Consider the following 17,497-nt stretch of genomic DNA (forward strand, 5'->3'; position numbering starts at 1 on the left):
GCCCGTTCCGGCGCGGCGCGGCAGAATGGCCTTGATGCGTCAGAGGATCGCCGTCACCGGGTCGGCGGCCGGGGCACGGATCGCCTACGCGGTCGCCGGGACCGGGCCGCCGCTGGCGTACGTCTCCGGCTGGCTCGGCCACCTCGAGCGCAGCTGGGAGCTGCCCGCCGAGCGCGCGTTCTACGAGGCGCTGGCCGACGGCCGCCGGCTCGTGCGCTACGACAAACCCGGCGTCGGACTGTCGGCGGCGGCACCGGACGCCGCCGCCGAGTACTCCGTGGACGACGAGCTTGACGCACTGCGGGCCGTCATCGACGCGACCGGGCTCGAGCGGTTCGACCTCATGGGCATCTCGCTCGGCGCGGCCGTCGCCGCCACGTGGGCCGCGCGGCACCCGGACACCGTCCGGCGGCTCGTGCTCTACGGCGGATGGGCCCGCGGGGCCGACATCGCGTCGCCGGAGCTGCGGCATCATGTGCTGGGACTGGTACGGCAGCATTGGGGTCTGGCCTCGAATCTGCTGGCCGACGTCTTCGCGCCCGATGCCGGCACCGACGCCGCGACCCGCACCGCGTTCGCCCGCTACCAGCGCGAGTCCTCCGACGCCGCGACGGCGTGCGCGATGCTGGAGCTCGCGTACCGCGTCGACGTGCTCGAGCTGCTCCCGGACATCGCCGCGCCGACGCTGGTCCTGCACCGCGACCGCGACCGGGCCGCCCCGCTCGCCGAGGGCCGGCGGCTGGCCGAGGCCATCCCGCACGCGCGGTTCGAGGCGGTCGCGGGGCGCTCGCACCTGCCGTACATCGGCGACACCCGGCCCCTGACCGGCGCCATCCGGCAATTCCTCGGGCTGCCGGCCCGGCACCGGGGCGCCGCGCCGACGCTCACCGCCCGGCAGCGCGAGGTCGCCGCGCTCATCGCCGAGGGGTGCACGAACCGCGAGATCGGGGAGCGCCTCGGCATCACCGAGCGCTCGGCCGAGGCCCACGTCGAGCGGATCCGCGCCCGGATGGGCTTCCGGTCGCGGGCCCAGATCGCCGCCTGGTACGGCGCGAACTGAGGTATTTTCCCCACTGCGCCGGGCCGCCCCCGTGCCGGACGATCTGCGGATGCGACTCGTCATCGCCGGGTACGCCGTCATCGCGTACGCGTGCTTCCTGCTCAGCGCCGCCTGGGCGGCCGTGTTCCTCGTGCGCGGGGACGGCCCCGCCACCCGGCCGGCCGCGGCGGCGCTCGCGATCGACGGCGCCCTGCTGCTCGCCTTCGCCGTGCAGCACACGGTGATGGCCCGGGCCTGGTTCAAGCGGCGCATCCCGGCGCCGGTCGAGCGCAGCACGTACGTCCTCGCCTCCGCCCTCGTCCTCTTCGCGATCTTCGGCCTCTGGCAGCCGGTGCCGGCCGGGATCTGGCGGGTCGGCGAGCCCTTCGCGGCCGCGATCTGGGTGCTGTTCGCGGCCGGGTGGGTGCTCGTCGTGTGGTCCACGTTCGCCGTCGACCACGCCGACTTCCTCGGCCTGAAGCAGGCGTGGACGCATCTGCGGCGGCGGGCGTACCACGAGCCGGGCTTCGTCCGCGGCGGCCTGTACGCGCTGGTCCGCCACCCGATGATGCTCGGCCTGGCGATCACGTTCTGGGCCACCCCGCAGATGAGCGCCGGGCACCTGTTCTTCGCCGTCGCCGCCAGCGGCTACATCCTGGTCGGCATCCGGTTCGAGGAGCGGGACCTGCGTGCCCGGTTCGGCGCCGAGTACGACGACTACGCGCGCCGCGGCCGGCCATCCGGCGTGTAGTGGACCACCGGCTCGGCGGCGCCCCCGACACTGCCCACTCCGGGCGCCGCCGAGCCGGGATCACCCCACGCACGCGCCGCCCCGCGGGTTCAACCGGCGGGTAGCGCGTTGCCGACTGCGCGTCCGGGCGCGGCGGAGGACCCTCTGGGCTCATGGAGTATTCATCCGCCGACTGAGGCTGGACCACGTCCGTTTCGTCGAGGGCGACGCGGCCACCGCCGACCTCGACGGTCCCTTCGACGCCGCCGTGGGCCGCCTGGTTCTCATGTACCGCGCCGACCCGGCCGAGGCGCTGCGGCGCATCGCCGCGAGGGTCCGCCCGGGCGGCGTGCTCGCGTTCCAGGAGCTGGACCTGGACCCGATCGCCGGGCGGTCTGGACGGCCCGGCTCGCCGCGCCGGACGGCACCGCCGGCGCCCGTGCGCCACGACCCGTCCCGGCTCAACGGCAACCCGAACAAGCTGCGCATGCCGTGGCCGAGCGCGAACGTCCTCACCTGAGACCTGTTCGGGCGGCGACCACCACCCGGACGGATCGTCACAGGTGGGTGTTCGCGCCGCTACGATGGCCGCACACATGACGGTCTCTGCGAGGGGAGCGGCGGGCGTGGCGGTTGGTCGCATGCCGATCGGCGACGGTACGGCGGACTTCATCGAGATCGAGGTGAGCCCCCGGGACCTGGACGACGCGGTGTCCCTGGTCTCCGTGCAGGACGCGGTGATGATGCTGCCCTACACGCTGGCCGGCTCGATGGACAGCGTGATGCCGGCCCTGAACTACGTCGTGCAGCGGCTCAAGGAGCATCGGCCCGACGAGCTGGAGCTGCAGCTCGGGCTCAAGGTCGGCGGCGGGTGCGGGCTCATCGTCGCGAAGGGGACCGCCGAGGCGACCTTCAACGTCAAGATGACCTGGAAGAAGCCCGCGCCCGGGTCGGACTCCTGAGCCGGGACTCCGCCGTGTCCGCGTCGGCCATCGCCGCACGCCCCGAGGCGTCCCTGGCCCGCATCATGCGCGACGGACGGTCTGTCGGGCTCGCGTTCGTGATCGGCGACCGGCATCTGGTGACCAACGCCCACGTCGTGAACGCCGCGCTCGCCCGCGGTGCCGTCGAACCGTCCGCGCCAGGTGCGGCCCGGCTGCTGCTGGAGTTCCCGTTCGGCGGGCAGCGTGACGACGTGCCGATCCGGTACGCCACCGTTGCGATGTGGGGGCCCTCCCACGGATCGTTCCTGCGCCACGACGTCGCCGGGCTGACGCTGCTCGACGCTCTCCCGCACGGCGTCCGGGCGCTGGCCATCGCGCGCGGCAATGTTCGCGACGGTGCGCCCGTGCAGATCCTCGGACCTGGGCGGGGCGAGAACCCCGCAGCACTGGCGCACGTGGCCGGCGAGCTGATGGGTGCGATCGATGGAAGCCGATATCAGCTCGACCAGCGCCTCTCCGGCGTGTTCCGGGCTCGGCGCGGGTTCAGCGGCGGGCCAGTGTGGCACCGGGACACCGGCGAGGTCGTCGGGCTGCTCGCGTCCGCCTCCGCGGACGACGGCGGCACCGATGCTTACCTGGTCGGCATCGAGGTCGCCGCCGATTGCTGGCCCGAGGTGTTGTACCGCCCTCCGCCCTGCCCGTACCGCGGGCTGGAGGCGTTCGGCGTCGACGACGCTGCGCGGTTCTTCGGCCGGGAGCCGGTTGTCGCGGACCTGCTGCAGCGGGCCGGTGAGCTCCCGCTGATCGCGGTCACGGGTCGATCCGGTAGTGGAAAGTCGTCGGTCATCGCCGCTGGCCTCGTCGCCGCACTGCGCGCCCAGGAGCGGGTCGCAGTGCTGACCGTCCGGCCTGGCGGCGGCGTGATCGACGCGCTCGCGACCGGCCTCGCGACCCACACCAGCTCGGTGACCCCGGTGCCGGCGGTCGACCTCGAGGCCTGGGAGGAGCGGCTAGCTGCGCACGGGCTGCCGCACGCCCTGGCCACGCTGCGCCGCTCGACCGGCGCCGACCGTGGCGTCATCGTGCTCGACCAGTTCGAGCAGATCTTCGCCGACCGCCACCCGGCCGGCCAGCGGCGCCGGATTCTCGACCAGCTCGCCGAACTGGCGGCGGCCGAGCGCACGGGCGGCGACCTCGTCGCGCTGAGCGTCCGTCATGACTTCTTCGGCCCGCTCATCGAGGCCAACCGCGCCCTCGGTCCCTACCTGCAGCGCCACGCGACCATGCTGTACCCGCCGACCGAGGCGCAGCTGCGCTCGGCCGTCGTCCAGCCGGCGCTGCTGGCCGATCCGGACCACCCGGTGGCGGTTGAGCCGGCGCTGGTCGACCAGATTCTGCTGGACTTCTCCGGCCAGGCGGGCGAACTCCCTCTGGTCCAGTTCGCTCTGACACGGCTGTGGCAGCTGCACCGGCGGCCGGTGCTGACGCTCGGCACGTACGCCGCGCTCGGTGGGGTACGCCGGGCGCTCACCGCCTTCGCCGACCGGTACGTCGACGAACTGCCGACGCACGAGGCGGACGCCGCCCGGCGGATCTTCTGCCGCCTAGGGATGTCCGACGGGTTCGGGGTCGGCCGGCGTCTGCTGCGTACGGAGTTGCCGGCGACCGACTGGCAGGTGGTGCAGCGGCTCGCCGATCACGCGGCCCGGCTCGTGGTGCTGGGGTGCGACTCTGTCACCGGCGTCGAGACGGTCGAGATCGCCCACGAGGTCCTGCTGCGCGCGTGGCCTCGGCTGCGGGAATGGCTGGAGGCGGACCGCAAGTTCCTCGAGTGGCTGCGCGCCACCGAGAGCGCGGAGACGCTGTGGGAGGAGCATCGGTACGACGAGCGGCTGCTGCTGCGCGATCCGCTGCTGGAACAGGCCGAGACTCTGCTCGGGCAGCGTCCGGAGGAGGTCGCCCACCTGCGCGGGTTCATCGAGTCGAGCCGGCAGGCCGCCCGCAGTGAGCGGTTCCGGCTGCAGGCCGAGACCGTCCTGCGCCCAATCCGCCCGGAGGTCGGCTCGCTGAGCATCGCTGCCCGGTACATCGTTGCGGCGAGCGCCGCCGACGCCGGCCGCGGCTTCTACGAGGCGGTCGACACCTCGTGGGGCGTCCGCATGCTCGTCGGGCACGTGTCCGGCGCGGGCCGCGACGCGTTCGGGGTCGTCGCGCACATCCTGGGCACATTCCGGCACGTCGCCCACGAGCGTGCCGACCTGCGGGCCCTCGCCGCGGACCTGGATCGCGCCGCGTGCCGCGTGCTCGATGACGAACAGCGCGTCCCAGTCCTCGTCGCCGAGGCCCGCGGCGGCATGCTCGCCGTTGTGAACTGCGGCCATGCCCCGCCGCTGCTGCTTCGGCGCGGCGAGGTGTTCGAGCTCGACCCGCCGCAGGCCGCGCCGCCGCTGGGCTTCCTGCCGGTCGCGCCGATTCGGGTCGAACGCCTGGACTTCGGCGACCGCATGCTGCTGTACAGCGGGGCCCTGCGCTCGACCCGCCCCGGCGGCGAGGAGTTCCCGCTGCGGGAGCGCGCCTGGCGGCTGGTCGGCCACGGCGCGGTGGCTGACGGGGTAGCGTCGCTGGAGAGCGCCCTGACCGACTGGACCGGCGCCGACCTGGCCGGTGATGTCGCGCTGCTGCTGAGCGAGTACCGGTCCGGGGCGGTCGGCTCCCAACGGGGCGCGCCACGCTGGGAGCTGGCCTCCAGCGACCGGCCGGACGGGGCCGCCGGATGAGGATTGCCGAGCTGCGGGACCTGTTCGACGCCCTCCGCGAGGTCGACACCGGCGGCGGCCTGGCGGACGTGCTGCTGCCGCGCCTGCGCAAACTGTTCCGAGCCGAGCACGCGACCCTGTGGATGCCCGAGGCCGGCCGGCACGCGGGCCTGCTGCTGTCAAGCCGCCGACGGCTCCCCGGACTTCTCGACGTCACGCCGACGCCTGACCGTTTCCGGGAGCTGGCGATGCAGAGCCACCCCGCAGTGACCCTGGCCGGCTTGGCGGACCTTGACCTGTACGAGGCGTTCGGCGCGGCCGGGATCACCGACGCGATCGGAGTCGCGCTGCGGTCGGGCGCCGCGGCCATCGGCACGCTGGAGGTGGCAGGACGGGCAGACCACCTGCCCTACTTCGAGGCCGAGGACGTCGACCTGCTGGAGGTTGTCGCGGGCCACGTCTCCGCGATCGTCGAGAACACCCGCCTGATCGATCGTCTGCGCTTCGACGCCTTCCACGACTCGCTGACCCTGCTGCCCAACCGTGGGCGCCTGATTGCCGCGGTCGAGGAGGCCCTCCGGGAACGCGCCGACCACGACGTCGTAGCTGTCATCCAGTTCGACATCGTCGAGCTGCAGCGGGTCAACGAGGACTGGGGCTACCGTACCGGCAACCAGGTGATCTCCGAGCTGAGCCACCGGCTGCGGGCGAAGTCGCCGCCGGGCTCGCTCGTCAGCCGGATCGGCGGTGACGACTTCGTCATCGTGCTCCGCGTCGAGGCTGCCGAGGTAGCCACGGAGCTTGCCGGGCAACTGTGCGTCGGCGTCAGCGGGCCGTTGCAGGCCGGTGCGGCGACGCTCAACATCGAGGTGGTCGCTGGCGTCGCTCTAGGCCCGCAGCACGGCCTTGAAGCGGCACAGCTTCTGCGGCGTGCGGACATCGCCACCCATGCCGGCAAACGCACCTCACCGACGGTGGTGTTGTTCCACGAGGGCCTCGAGCCGCGCACGGTCCGGCTCGGGCTCGCCGCCGACCTTCGCCGGGCGCTGGATGCCGGGGAGCTCGGCGTACATTTCCAGCCGCTGCTGGCCCTGCAGGATCGGGCCGTGGTCGGGGTGGAGGCCCTGGTCCGCTGGGATCATCCGCACTATGGTGCGGTCGCGCCCCCGGATATCGTGGCACTCGCCGAGCACATCGGCGCCGCCGACCGGCTGACGGAGTACCTGCTCGCCACCGGGCTACGTCAGTGTCAGGAATGGGCCCTTGCCGGTCATCCCTGCGCCCTGTGGGTCAACGTGTCGCAGCGATCCCTGCTTGACGAGGCGTTTCCCGAGCGGGTTCTCTCGCTACTCTCTCGTCACGGTATCGGGGCCTACCACCTGACGTTGGAGATCGCCGAGGTCGACCTCGCCGCCGACATGAGCCGGGCCGTATCGGTCCTGCGCCGACTGCGGGAACGGGGCGTGAAGCTGTCGGTGGACGACTTCGGCACCGGCTACTCGTCGATGGCGTCGCTGCGCCACCTGCCGATCACTGAGATCAAGATCGACCCCAGTTTCGTGCAGGGGATGGGCACCGACGCGGGCGACCTGGCGATCGTGCGGGCGACAGTCGACATGTCGCGGCACCTCGGGCTCAAGGTGGTCGCCGAGGGAGTGGAGAGTGAGTTGGCCCTCTCGATGCTCGAGGACATCGGGTGCGATGCGGCGCAGGGATACCTGCTCTGCCGGCCGTTGCCCGCTGAGCTGATGACGCAGTGGCTGGCCGACCAGCAAAAGCGCCTCAGCGGGCGTGGTTGATGAGATCGGCCAGGGTCACCGCGTCCAGGTAGTCCAGGCGGACGCGGTTGGCTCGGTCCCACAGGTGGTGCAGGCGTTCGATGGCGTGGTCCACCGGCAGGTCGTGGCCCGCCGGCGGGTCCTGGCCCGGGCCGTCCAGCCGGCGCACGATCTCGCCCAGGGTCAGCGACGCCGGCGGGTGGGCGAGGGCGTAGCCGCCGCCCGTGCCGCGCTGGACCTGCACGAGGTCCGCGCGGCGCAGGTCGGCCAGCAGGTCGTACAGGTAGCCGGCCGGGATGTCCTGGGCGTCGGCGACGTCCTGGGCCTTGACCGTCTGCGGGGCGGACCCGGCCAGGACGACCAGGGCCCGGATCGAGTACTCGATGCGCTTGGGAAGCATGCGAACGGTCGGCGTCACACAGCGGCCAAGGTCCGGGCCTCGGCGGACGGGCTGAAGTACACGGTGTCGCCGGGCTTGACGTCGATGGCCTTCGCGCCGGCCCGGGTCAGCTGGGCCCACACGTCGCGGTCGCCGGCCCTGGCCTCGATGCGGACCTCGAAGCCGAGCGAGACCACGCGCGTGACGGTCGCCTCGGTGCCGCCGGGCTCGCGGGACAGGGCCACGTCGTGCGGGCGGACCAGCTTGCCGTCGAGGTGGGTGACGGGGCCGAGGAAGCTCATCACGAACGGGTTGGCCGGGTTCTCGTAGATCTCGCCGGGCGTGCCGACCTGCTGCACGACGCCGTCGGCGAGCACGACGATCGAGTCGGACACGTCCATCGCCTCCTCCTGGTCGTGGGTGACGAAGACGGTGGTGACGTGGACCTCGTCGTGCAGGCGGCGCAGCCAGGTGCGCAGCTCCTTGCGGACCTGGGCGTCCAGCGCGCCGAACGGCTCGTCGAGCAGCAGCACCTCCGGCTCCGGGGCGAGGGCGCGGGCCAGGGCCATGCGCTGGCGCTGGCCGCCGGAGAGCTGGGCCGGGTACCGGTCGGCGAACTGGTCGAGGTGGACGAGCTCGAGCAGCTCCATGACGCGCTTGCGGATGTCGGCCTTCGGGCGGTGGCGGACCTCGAGGCCGAAGGCGACGTTGCGGTACACCGTCATGTGCTTGAACGCCGCGTAGTGCTGGAACACGAAACCCACGTTGCGCCGCTGCGGGGTCAGGCCGGTCGCGTCGACCTCGTTGATGTGCACGCTGCCGGTGTCGGGGCGCTCGAGGCCAGCGATGACGCGCAGCAGCGTGGACTTGCCGCCGCCGCTCGGGCCGAGCAGCGCGGTGAGGGAGCCGGAGGCGATGTCGACGGAGATGTCGCGCAGGACCGGGGTCTTGCCGAACGACTTGTTCACGTCGCGGACTTCGATGGCCATCAGGCGTTCTCTTTCGGCCGCAGGAGCTTGGTGACGAGCAGGATGACGATGGCGATCAGGGCCAGGGCGCTGGCGGTGGTGAAGGCCGCGGTCTGGTCGTAGTTCTGGTAGCGCTCCTCGACGAACAGCGTCGCGGTCTGGGTCTGGCCCACGAGGCGGCCGGAGACGACGGCGACCGCGCCGTACTCGCCCAGCGCGCGGGCCAGGCAGAGCACCACGCCGTAGCCGAGCGCGGCGCGGATGCCCGGGATCGTGATGCGCAGGAAGGTCTGCCAGCGGGACGCGCCGAGGGTGTGCGCCGCCTGCTCCTGCTCGTCGCCCATCTCCTCCAGCACGGGCACGATCGCGCGCACGACGAGGGGGAGGGAGACGAAGATGGTGGCCAGGACCATGCCGGGCAGCGAGAAGATGATCTGCAGGCCGTTGCGCTCCAGCCAGCCGCCGGCCGGGGCGAACTTGCCGTACACCAGGATCAGCGCGAGGCCGACGACCACGGGCGACACGGCGAGCGGCAGGTCGATGAGCGCGCTCAGCAGCCGCTTGCCGGGGAACCGGTGCCGCACGAGCAGCAGCGCGGCGACGACGCCGAACAGCGTGTTGGCCAGCACGGCCCAGATCGCCACCGAGAGCGTGACGGCGAAGGCGTGGGTGGCGTTGTCCGACGTCAGCGTGTCGACGATCGGTCGCAGGCCGTGCTCGAAGGTCCGCCAGATCACCAGACCGACCGGGAGCACCAGCAGGAACAGCAGGTACACCAGGGCGAGGACGCGCAACGGGTACTTAGCCACGGCGGGCACTCCAGCGCTGGAAGAGGTCGAGGGCGATCAGCACCACGAACGCGACGACGAGCAGCACGGTGGAGATCGCGGCGGCGGACGTGGTGTCGTCGCTCTCGATGCGGCCGAAGATGTTGACCGCCGACACCTGGGTCTCGAACGGGATGCTGCCGGTGAGCAGGTTCGTCGAGCCGTATTCCGCGATGGCCCGGGTGAAGGCCAGGCCCGCGCCCGAGATCATGGCGGGGGCGAGGTTCGGCAGGATGATCCGGCGGAACGTCGTGGCGGGGGAGGCGCCCAGCGAGTACGCCGCCTGCTCCATGTCCCGGTCCAGCTCGCGCAGCACGGGCTGCACGGTGCGCACCACGAACGGCAGCGTCACGAAGAGCAGGGCCACCCCGACGCTGACCCGGGTGTAGGCGAGGTTGATGTGCAGGGGGCTGCTGGTGCCGTACAGCGCCAGCAGGACCAGCCCCGCGACGATGGTCGGCAGCGCGAACGGCAGGTCGATGAGCGTGTCCACGATCGACTTGCCCGGGAAGTTGTCGCGCACCAGCACCCAGGCGATGACGGTGCCCATGACGACGTTGATGACGGCGACGACGAGGGAGGCGCCGACGGTGAGCTTCAGCGCCGCCCACGCGTCGGGGGTCTGCACGGCGCGCCAGAACGTGTCCCAGCCGCCCTCGGTCGAGCGCCACACGACGGCGGCGAGCGGGATGAGCACGATGAGGCTGAGGTACAGCACCGCCGTGCCGAGGCTGAGGGCGGTGCCGACCGGCGGCCGGCGCCGGTGCACACGCGGCCCGGCCGGGCCCGGCGCGGAGCCGGACCCGGTGGGCTTCTGAACGGCCGTGGCGGTCATTACTTGGACGCCGCCGGGCTCGGGGCGGCCGAGGTGGAGATGCCGAGCTTCTGCTCGATCGAGGCCATGACGCTGTTGCCCGGGTCGAACAGCTCCTTGTTCACCTTCGACCAGCCGCCCAGGTCAGTGATCGTGAACAGGCCCGACGGGTTCGGGAACGAGGGGCCGCCGGCGTCCTTGACCACCGGGCGGTAGCCGTTCTCGGCGTAGATCTTCTGCGCCGCGGGCGTGTGCAGCCAGTCCAGGAACGCCTTGGCCTCGGCCGGGTGCGCGCTGTTCGTGGTGACCGCGATCGGGTTCTCGATCAGGATCGTGTCGTCCGGCACGGTGTAGTCGACGGCCTGGCCGTTCTTCTGCGCGAAGAGGGCCTCGTTCTCGTAGGAGATGAAGGCGTCGCCCTTGCCGCTGGTGAACGTCTGCAGCGAGGCGCGGCCGCTGTTGTCCTGCACCGGCACGTTCTTGAACAGCGCGTCGAGGTAGGCCGCCCCGGCCGCCGCGTCCTTGCCCTTGCTGGACTTGGCGCCGTAGCCGGCCAGGATGTTCCACTTCGCGCCGCCGGAGGTGAACGGGTTCGGCGTGAGCACCTGCACGCCCGGCTTGGCGATGTCGTCCCACGTCTTGAGGTTCTTCGGGTTGCCCTTGCGGGTGCCGATGACCGCGACGGAGTCGGTGATCATGCCCTTGTACTGGTCGCTGTTCCAGCTCGCGTCGACGAGCTTGGCGGTGACGAGCCGCGTGATGTCCGGCTCCAGCGAGAAGGCGACGATGTCGGCCTTGAGCCCGCTGGCCACGGCCCGGCTCTGGTCGCCGGAGGCGCCGTAGGACTGGGTGAACTTGATGTTCTTGCCCGCGTCGGTCTTCTGGTAGGCGGCGATGAGCGCCTCGTAGGCCGCCTGCGGGGTCGAGTAGGCCACGAGCGAGAGGGTCACGGCGCCGTTGCCGTCGGTCGAGGTGGAGTTGTCCGCGGTGCCGGCGCAGGCGCTCAGCGCGGTCCCGGGGAGGAGTAACGCTGCACTGACAGCGAGCACACGGGTACGCAGCTTCACGGAGCCATCCTTGAAGTCAAAGTCGACGTTGTCTACTTAATGAGTAGGCAATGTAGTGAAGATGGCCGCCGTTCGTCAATCCCACTCACCAGATGGGATTAGTTCGGCCGGTCGGGCAGCACGCGCTCCTCGTGGTCGAGCTCCCGCTCGAGCCGGCGCAGGGCCTCGTCGGGCAGCGTGCCCGCATCCCGCCGGCGCAGCAGCTCCTCGCGCTGCGCCTCGATCGCCAGGCGGCGGATGCGCAGCGCTGACTCGTAGCGCTCCGACACCGGCAGCTCGTCGCTGTCGGCGTTCTGCAGGACGTCCAGGCGGTGCTCGTACCGCCGCAGCCGCTCCTGCAACTTGGTGCGCAGCGCGTCGATCTCGGGCCGTTCGGCCGGCTCGTCCTCCTCGAGGTCGTCCAGCCGGTCCAGCGCCGCGTGCACCGCCGCGGCCCGCGCCTCGTTGCGCATCCGGGCCTCGTCCACCTCGTTGTGCCGCAGCCCCAGCAGCCGCACCAGTGGCGCGAACGTGAGCCCCTGCCCGACCAGCGTGACGAGCACCACCACGAACGTGCAGAACAGCAGCAGGTCCCGGTCCGGGAAGGCGTCGCCCGCGTCCGTGGTCAGCGGGATCGTGAACACCGCCGCGAGGCTGATCACGCCCCGCGTCCCGGCCCAGCTCAGCGCCGCGATCTCGCGCCCGGCGAGCCCCTCGTCCTCGCGGCGCAGCAGCAGGTGCGCGGCCTGCGTCAGGACCAGCCACACCGGCCGCAGCAGCAGCGTGACCCCGACCGAGATGACGAGCGCGGTCACGATGGTGCTGATGTCGTACTGCCTGAGCCCCCGCAGCACCGCCGGCAGCTGCTGCCCGATGAGCAGGAAGACCAGCCCCTCCAGCAGGAAGTCCACGAGCCGCCAGACCGCGCTCGTCTGCAGCCGGCTGGCCCCGGTCCCCGAGCGCGGCGTGTCGTGCCCGACGATCAGCCCCGCGACCACCACGGCGAGCACGCCCGACACGTGCAGCCGCTCGCCCACCAGGTAGGCGACGAACGGTGTGGCCAGCGACACCGCGTTGGCCAGCAGCGCGTCCTTGGCGATCGGGCGCAGCATCCGCACCGCGAACGCGACCCCGATGCCGACCGCGGCACCCCCGACCGCCGCGAGCAGGAACAGCCCCGCGGCCATCGGGAACGAGAAGTGCCCGCCCACGGCCGCGGCGACGGCGACGTTGAGAATCGTCAGCGCCGTCGCGTCGTTGAGCAGCCCCTCGCCCTGGATGATCGTGATGAGCCGCGGCGGCAGCCCGACCTTCCGCCCGACGGCGAGCGCGGCGACCGGGTCGGGCGGCGCGACCGCGGCTCCGACGGCCACCCCCGCCGCGAGTGTGGCCCCGGTCACGAACAGCCCGAACCCGGCCCCGATGAGCAGCGCCGTGGCCAGCACGAGCAGCACGGACAGCCCGATCACGATGCGCAGGTTGGCCCGGATCGCCAGCAGCGACGAGTCCAGCGCGGCGGAGTACAGCAGCGGCGGCAGGATGAACGTCAACACGATGTGCGGTTCGAGCTCGACGTTGGGCCCGGGCAGCAGCGCGTAGAGGATGCCGATGACCGGCAGCAGCGCGGCGGCGGGCAGCCCCGTCCGCTCGCCGATCCACCGGACCCCGGTCACGACGGCGAGGGCACCCAGCGCGATCAGCAGTAACGTCTCGGGACTCACCCGTTGACCTTATGTCGGGTTCAGGCGTCGCGCGCGGGCTCCGGCGGCGCACCAATATGGGGACTTCTGCCCAGGACCGCTCTTGGGTTGCGGCGTTACCGTTCGCCCACCAAAACGCCGAATGGAGATCATCATGAGCGGTAAGGCCGTGGTCAGCCTCATCACCGGGCTGGAGGACGCCGAGAAGGTGACCGTCGCCTTCCTCGTCGCCGTGGGGGCGGCCGAGTCCGGCCGCCCGACCCTGATGTTCCTGACGAAGGAGGCGGCCCGGCTGGCCGTGCCCGGCGTCGCGACCGCCGTGGCGTGCGAGGGCTGCCCGCCGCTGGCCGACCTCGTGGCGCGCTACGCGGCCGCGGGCGGGCGCTACCTGGTGTGCCCGATCTGCTTCGACGCCCGCCACCTGGACAAGACCCGGCTGATCGACGGCGCGGAGCTCGGCGGGACCGTGCCGATGTGGCAGTGGATCGGCGACGAGGGCGCGACCACGTTCAGCTACTGAGCTCAGGCACGGCACGGGGAGTGTCAGGCCGGGGCCGGCAGGCGCAGGCGCACCGTCGTGCCGCCGCCGGGCGCGGCCGTGATGCTCAGGCGTGCCCCCGCCGCTCCGGCCCGCTCGTGCATGCCGGTGATGCCGTGGCCGAGCGTGAAGCCGCGGTCCGGCCGGCCGTCGCCGTTGTCGGTGATGCTGACCTCGAGCGTGCCCGGGTGCGTGGCAGTGCGAATCGTGATGCTGGTGGCGCCGGAGTGCCGGATGGCGTTGGTGAGGGCCTCCTGGACGATGCGGTAGAGGGCGATCTCGGTGTCGCCGGGCAGCCGCGGCACGGGCTCGGCGGCGACCTCGATGTCGAGCCCGGTGGCGTCGCGGGCGTGCCGGCCCAGGTCCTCGATCGCCGCGGTGAGGCCGAGACTGTCCAGGGCGAGCGGCCGCATCTGGGCGATCAGGCGGCGCAGCGTCTGGATCTGCCGCCCGACGAGCTCGCGCGCGTCGGCGATGCCCTGCAGCTGCGCCGTGGGGCCACCGCCGGCGGCGGCCCCGAGCGCGACCATGACGGCGGCGAGCTCCTGCAGGGTGTCGTCGTGCAGCTCGCGGACCCACCGGCGGCGTTCGGCCTCCTCGCCGTCGATGCGGGCCCGAAGCTCGCGGGCCAGGGCCTGTCGGCGCTGGATGCCGGCCTCGCGGACGGCCAGGCCGGCGGTGGCGAACAGCAGCGCGACCGGGATCAGCAGCAGCAGGACCCGGGGCGCGGCGTGCTCGGTGAGCTGCCACAGGGCGGCGACCACGAGCAGCGCGGCCAGGCCGGCGCCGATCAGGAGCTGGCCGCGCCGCTGCAGCACGCGGGTGTCGGTGCCGCGGCTGAACGCCATGGCCAGCAGCAGCGCGGCGCTGGCGGTCGCGCCGGTGGCGATCTCCGCGGTCGGGTGCAGGTCGCCGAGCTCGATGACGACGCTGGCGGCCAGCGACGCCAGCCCCAGCGCGGCGAGCGCCCGGACGGCGATCCGGGACGGAACCGATCCGGCCGGAGCCGTCGCGGCGTCGCCGACCGCCCAGACCTCCGGTTGTCCGGCGCCGGGGCCGGCGGTCACGGCAGCAGGCCGAAGAGGCGGGCGGCGTCGACGAGGTCGGCGCGGCTGTGCAGGTTGAGCCGGGTGCGGAGGTTCGCCCGGTGGGTCTCCACGGTGCGGAGGCTGACCAGCAGCTGCTCGGCGATCTCGGCGTTGGTGTGGCCGCGGGCGACGAGGGCGAGGACCTGGCGTTCGCGCGGGCTGAGCCCGTCGGCGGGCGGCTCGGGCTGGCGGAGCATCCGCACGCCGAGCTCGGGATGCAGGTAGGTGGAGCCGGACATGACCGTCTCGACGGCGCGCAGCAGCTCGTCGGCGGCCGACTCCTTGATCAGGTAGCCCTGGACGCCGGCGGTGAGGGCCTGACGCGCGGTGGCGACGTCGTCGTGCATGGTGAGCACGACGATGCGCGGCGGCCCTGACGGCCCTGACGGCGCTGCCGGCGCTGACGGCCCTGACGGCGCTGACGGCGCGAGCAGGCCGGGCACGGCGGTCAGCGCGTGCTCCGCGCCGAAGCTGAGGTCCAGCACGATGAGGTCGGGCCGCAGGGCGTGGGCCAGGGCGCGGAGCTCACCCAGGCTGGACGCCTCGCCGACCACCTCGCAGCGGCTGTCGGCGGCGAGCAGGGCACGCAGGCCGGCCCGCACCACGGCGTGGTCGTCGGCCAGGAGGATCCGCCACGGCGGGGACTTCGCCATGAGCACAGCGTAGGCCGTGCCGATGACCTGCGGCATAACCGCAACGGGGGTGCGGGCCGTCCCGGATCCGCGCGGCGCGGCCGGCCGGTCACGATCGGGCCTGATCAGCTCCGGGAGCAGCCTCTGAACACTCGACTGAACACTCGACGGCAGGTGGCGTTGCTGGCCATCGCGGCCGGCGTCGGCCTCGCGGCCGGACTCCCGCTGCTGGGCCTGGCGGACGGGTCGGGCACCATGCGCGCCGAGGGCGACGTCATCAGCGTCGATCTCGGCGCGCAGAGCCTGCGCCTGCACGACACGGGCGCCGGGGACGCGCTGCGCGGCCAGGACGCGACGATCCGCCTGCCGGTCGGCCGGATCGCCGTCGAGCCGGGCCACCGCCCGCTCGGATCGCTGCGGCCGGGCGACCACGTCCACATGATCATCGGGAGCCGGTCGCACTGGGCCCATGAGATCACCGTCGACCCGTGACGAGCCCCGGCGGCGACGCCGGCGGCGACCGCGCTGCGGGATTGCCGCACCGCACGCGGGCTCAACCGCGAACGGTGTGCGGCAAAGCGCCGTGTCGGCGGCGCCGCGCGCCCGGCACGCTCGCAGCGAGTGGATCGAGTGGACCGCGGGCCCGGCCATGCGCCATCTCGCCCGGCCGCCGGCTTCACCCCCGGCGGCCGGGGCACCTTGGGCCGAATCCCGCCCAGCCCCGACTGCCCGGAGGGCGCGCATCATGGTCGCACCCAGGATCACGCACCCGCGTCGCCCGGCCGCCCGCACCACGATCGGCGGCGTGACCGACGACCCGGCGACGCGACCCGCCCGGCACCCGCGGCCGTGGCGGATCGCACCCGCTGCCGCGGCCGTGATCACAATCGGGCTCACGGTCGGGCTCGCGTGGCTGGCCGCCACCGGCGCGCTGGATCGGGTGCCGCTGCTCGACCGGCCGATCGCCGCCGGGCTGGAGACGGCCGGGCTGCTCTGCCTGGGTTTCGTCTGGGTGCGGCCGGGGGATCGCCGGACCCGGCGCTTCGCGGCGCTGCTCGGCCTGGGCGTCGCCGCCGCCGTGGGCGTCGTGGCCCTGCTCCTGCGGGCGAGCGGGACGGTCACCGACGCCTACCCGCCGAGCTTCGCCGCCTGGATCGGGGCCGCCTTCGCCGCGATCGCCGGATGCCCGCTGGCTCTCGGCCGCCGCGCCCGCTGGGGTGCGGCGACGTGGCGCCGGGCGGCGGCCGTGGCGGCGGTCCCGCTCACCGTCGTCGGCGCGCTCATGCTCATCGACCAGGAGTACGGCATCTGGCCCACGGCCGGCGACATGCTCGGCCACGACGGCACGCTGCGCGGCGCCGACGCCCGGCGCGCCCTCGACGGCGCCCCGGCGGCGCGGTCGCCGGCCGGCGGCACTCTGATGATGCTCGACGCGCCCGCCACGGTGTCGCACTTCGCGCACCGTCCCGGCGCCGTCTACCTGCCCCCGGCGTACTACGGCCCGCACCGCGCCGACCTGCCCGTGCTGGTCATGCTCGTCGGCGCCCCGGGCACACCGATCAACTGGCTGAAGGCCGGCGGCGGCGAGGCCACGGACGACGCCTACGCGGCGGCTCACGGCGGCCTGGCGCCGGTGCTGGTCGTCGCCGATCAGAACGGCTCCGCCACCGGCGACACCGAGTGCGTCGACGGGCCGCGCGGCAACGCCGAGACGTACCTGACCGCCGACGTGCCCGCCTTCATCACCGGCACCCTGCACCTGCGCCACGATGCCGCCCGGTGGGGCATCGTCGGCTTCTCCGAGGGCGGCACCTGCGCCCTCGACCTCGTCCTCGGCCACCCCGGCATCTACCGCCACGCCGTCGACCTCGGCGGCGACGCCCGGCCGAACCTCGGCAGCCCCGAGCACAGCCTCGTCGCCCTCTACGGCGGCCGGGACGCGGCCCCGGCGGCCCACGATCCCGCCCTGCTCCTCGCCCACCACACCTACCCCGGCGTCACCCTCTGGTTCGCCGCCGGGCAGGACGATCCCCGCTGCGCCGCCGTCTCCAGACAGCTCGCCGAGCTGGCGATCCGGGCCGGCGTTCCCACCCATCAGTTCGTCGGGTCCGGCGGGCACAACTGGCAGTTCGCCTCGGCCGCGCTGCGCAGCGTGCTGGCGCCGCTCAGCGCGCAGATGGGCCTGCCCGGTCCGGGCACGACGACATGAGCGGGCCCTGGGCGGCGTCACACGGACCGGGTCGGGCGACCGGACGGGG

17 protein-coding genes are annotated in these 17,497 nt (G+C 73.2%); 9 read left to right on the forward strand and 8 right to left on the reverse strand.

Features of this window, described 5'->3' with window-relative positions; all coding sequences use genetic code 11:
- Positions 1–34: 34 nt before the first annotated feature.
- From AC6JBM_RS09790 to AC6JBM_RS09815, 6 genes are all read left to right on the forward strand, one after another.
- Positions 35–1,060 carry an alpha/beta fold hydrolase gene (locus AC6JBM_RS09790; protein ID WP_497983274.1) on the forward strand — a complete coding sequence of 342 codons (1,026 nt, stop codon included), beginning with the start codon at positions 35–37 and terminating at the stop codon, positions 1,058–1,060.
- Between the two features lie 49 nt (positions 1,061–1,109).
- Positions 1,110–1,790, forward strand: a complete 681-nt coding sequence (locus AC6JBM_RS09795) for a methyltransferase family protein (RefSeq protein ID WP_497983275.1) — start codon at positions 1,110–1,112, stop codon at positions 1,788–1,790.
- On the forward strand, positions 1,729–2,289 hold the full coding sequence (locus AC6JBM_RS09800) for a class I SAM-dependent methyltransferase (protein ID WP_497983276.1): 561 nt from the start codon (positions 1,729–1,731) through the stop codon (positions 2,287–2,289). Before AC6JBM_RS09795 ends, AC6JBM_RS09800 begins: the two co-directional genes overlap by 62 nt.
- 76 nt (positions 2,290–2,365) lie before the next feature.
- On the forward strand, positions 2,366–2,731 hold the full coding sequence (locus AC6JBM_RS09805; protein ID WP_497983277.1) for a CU044_2847 family protein: 366 nt from the start codon (positions 2,366–2,368) through the stop codon (positions 2,729–2,731).
- Between the two features lie 14 nt (positions 2,732–2,745).
- A complete protein-coding gene (locus AC6JBM_RS09810) occupies positions 2,746–5,490 on the forward strand; it encodes an nSTAND1 domain-containing NTPase (protein ID WP_497983278.1) in 2,745 nt (914 codons plus the stop codon).
- Positions 5,487–7,268, forward strand: a complete 1,782-nt coding sequence (locus AC6JBM_RS09815) for a putative bifunctional diguanylate cyclase/phosphodiesterase (protein ID WP_497983279.1) — start codon at positions 5,487–5,489, stop codon at positions 7,266–7,268. The genes AC6JBM_RS09810 and AC6JBM_RS09815 overlap by 4 nt, the downstream gene beginning before the upstream one ends.
- On the opposite strand, the gene AC6JBM_RS09820 is transcribed toward AC6JBM_RS09815, so the two are convergent.
- The 6 genes from AC6JBM_RS09820 to AC6JBM_RS09845 form a co-directional block, all read right to left on the reverse strand.
- Positions 7,252–7,647, reverse strand: a complete 396-nt coding sequence (locus AC6JBM_RS09820) for an Rrf2 family transcriptional regulator (protein ID WP_350623075.1) — start codon at positions 7,645–7,647, stop codon at positions 7,252–7,254. The genes AC6JBM_RS09815 and AC6JBM_RS09820 overlap by 17 nt on opposite strands.
- Positions 7,648–7,661: 14 nt before the next feature.
- Positions 7,662–8,615: a sulfate/molybdate ABC transporter ATP-binding protein gene (locus AC6JBM_RS09825; RefSeq protein WP_497983280.1), complete on the reverse strand. Its 954-nt coding sequence runs from the start codon at positions 8,613–8,615 to the stop codon at positions 7,662–7,664.
- On the reverse strand, positions 8,615–9,403 hold the full coding sequence (locus AC6JBM_RS09830) for a sulfate ABC transporter permease (protein ID WP_497983281.1): 789 nt from the start codon (positions 9,401–9,403) through the stop codon (positions 8,615–8,617). Before AC6JBM_RS09830 ends, AC6JBM_RS09825 begins: the two co-directional genes overlap by 1 nt.
- On the reverse strand, positions 9,396–10,256 hold the full coding sequence (gene cysT / locus AC6JBM_RS09835; protein ID WP_497983282.1) for a sulfate ABC transporter permease subunit CysT: 861 nt from the start codon (positions 10,254–10,256) through the stop codon (positions 9,396–9,398). Before cysT ends, AC6JBM_RS09830 begins: the two co-directional genes overlap by 8 nt.
- Positions 10,256–11,302, reverse strand: coding sequence for a sulfate ABC transporter substrate-binding protein (locus AC6JBM_RS09840; protein ID WP_497983283.1), 1,047 nt, complete (start codon positions 11,300–11,302; stop codon positions 10,256–10,258). The genes cysT and AC6JBM_RS09840 overlap by 1 nt, the downstream gene beginning before the upstream one ends.
- A 98-nt stretch (positions 11,303–11,400) precedes the next feature.
- The gene (locus tag AC6JBM_RS09845; RefSeq protein ID WP_497983284.1) at positions 11,401–13,002 is read right to left on the reverse strand and encodes a Na+/H+ antiporter; all 1,602 of its coding nucleotides are present in this window, start codon (positions 13,000–13,002) and stop codon (positions 11,401–11,403) included.
- Positions 13,003–13,135: 133 nt separating this feature from the next.
- On the opposite strand from AC6JBM_RS09845, the gene AC6JBM_RS09850 reads away from it, so the two are divergent.
- Positions 13,136–13,501, forward strand: a complete 366-nt coding sequence (locus tag AC6JBM_RS09850) for a DsrE family protein (protein WP_350623063.1) — start codon at positions 13,136–13,138, stop codon at positions 13,499–13,501.
- Between the two features lie 23 nt (positions 13,502–13,524).
- Here the strand turns inward: AC6JBM_RS09850 and AC6JBM_RS09855 are convergent, their stop codons facing one another.
- Both AC6JBM_RS09855 and AC6JBM_RS09860 read right to left on the reverse strand, forming a co-directional pair.
- A complete protein-coding gene (locus AC6JBM_RS09855; RefSeq protein WP_497983285.1) occupies positions 13,525–14,586 on the reverse strand; it encodes a sensor histidine kinase in 1,062 nt (353 codons plus the stop codon).
- The gene (locus AC6JBM_RS09860; protein ID WP_497983286.1) at positions 14,583–15,260 is read right to left on the reverse strand and encodes a LuxR C-terminal-related transcriptional regulator; all 678 of its coding nucleotides are present in this window, start codon (positions 15,258–15,260) and stop codon (positions 14,583–14,585) included. The genes AC6JBM_RS09855 and AC6JBM_RS09860 overlap by 4 nt, the downstream gene beginning before the upstream one ends.
- Positions 15,261–15,413: 153 nt before the next feature.
- Here AC6JBM_RS09860 and AC6JBM_RS09865 point away from each other — a divergent pair, with 153 nt between their 5' ends.
- Together AC6JBM_RS09865 and AC6JBM_RS09870 are read left to right on the forward strand one after the other, a co-directional pair.
- Positions 15,414–15,731, forward strand: coding sequence for a hypothetical protein (locus tag AC6JBM_RS09865; RefSeq protein ID WP_497983287.1), 318 nt, complete (start codon positions 15,414–15,416; stop codon positions 15,729–15,731).
- 253 nt (positions 15,732–15,984) lie between these two features.
- Complete coding sequence (locus AC6JBM_RS09870) at positions 15,985–17,448, forward strand: alpha/beta hydrolase (RefSeq protein WP_497983288.1); 1,464 nt, start codon at positions 15,985–15,987, stop codon at positions 17,446–17,448.
- Positions 17,449–17,497 lie beyond the last annotated feature (49 nt).

The sequence above is a fragment of the Dactylosporangium thailandense genome (assembly GCF_059739745.1).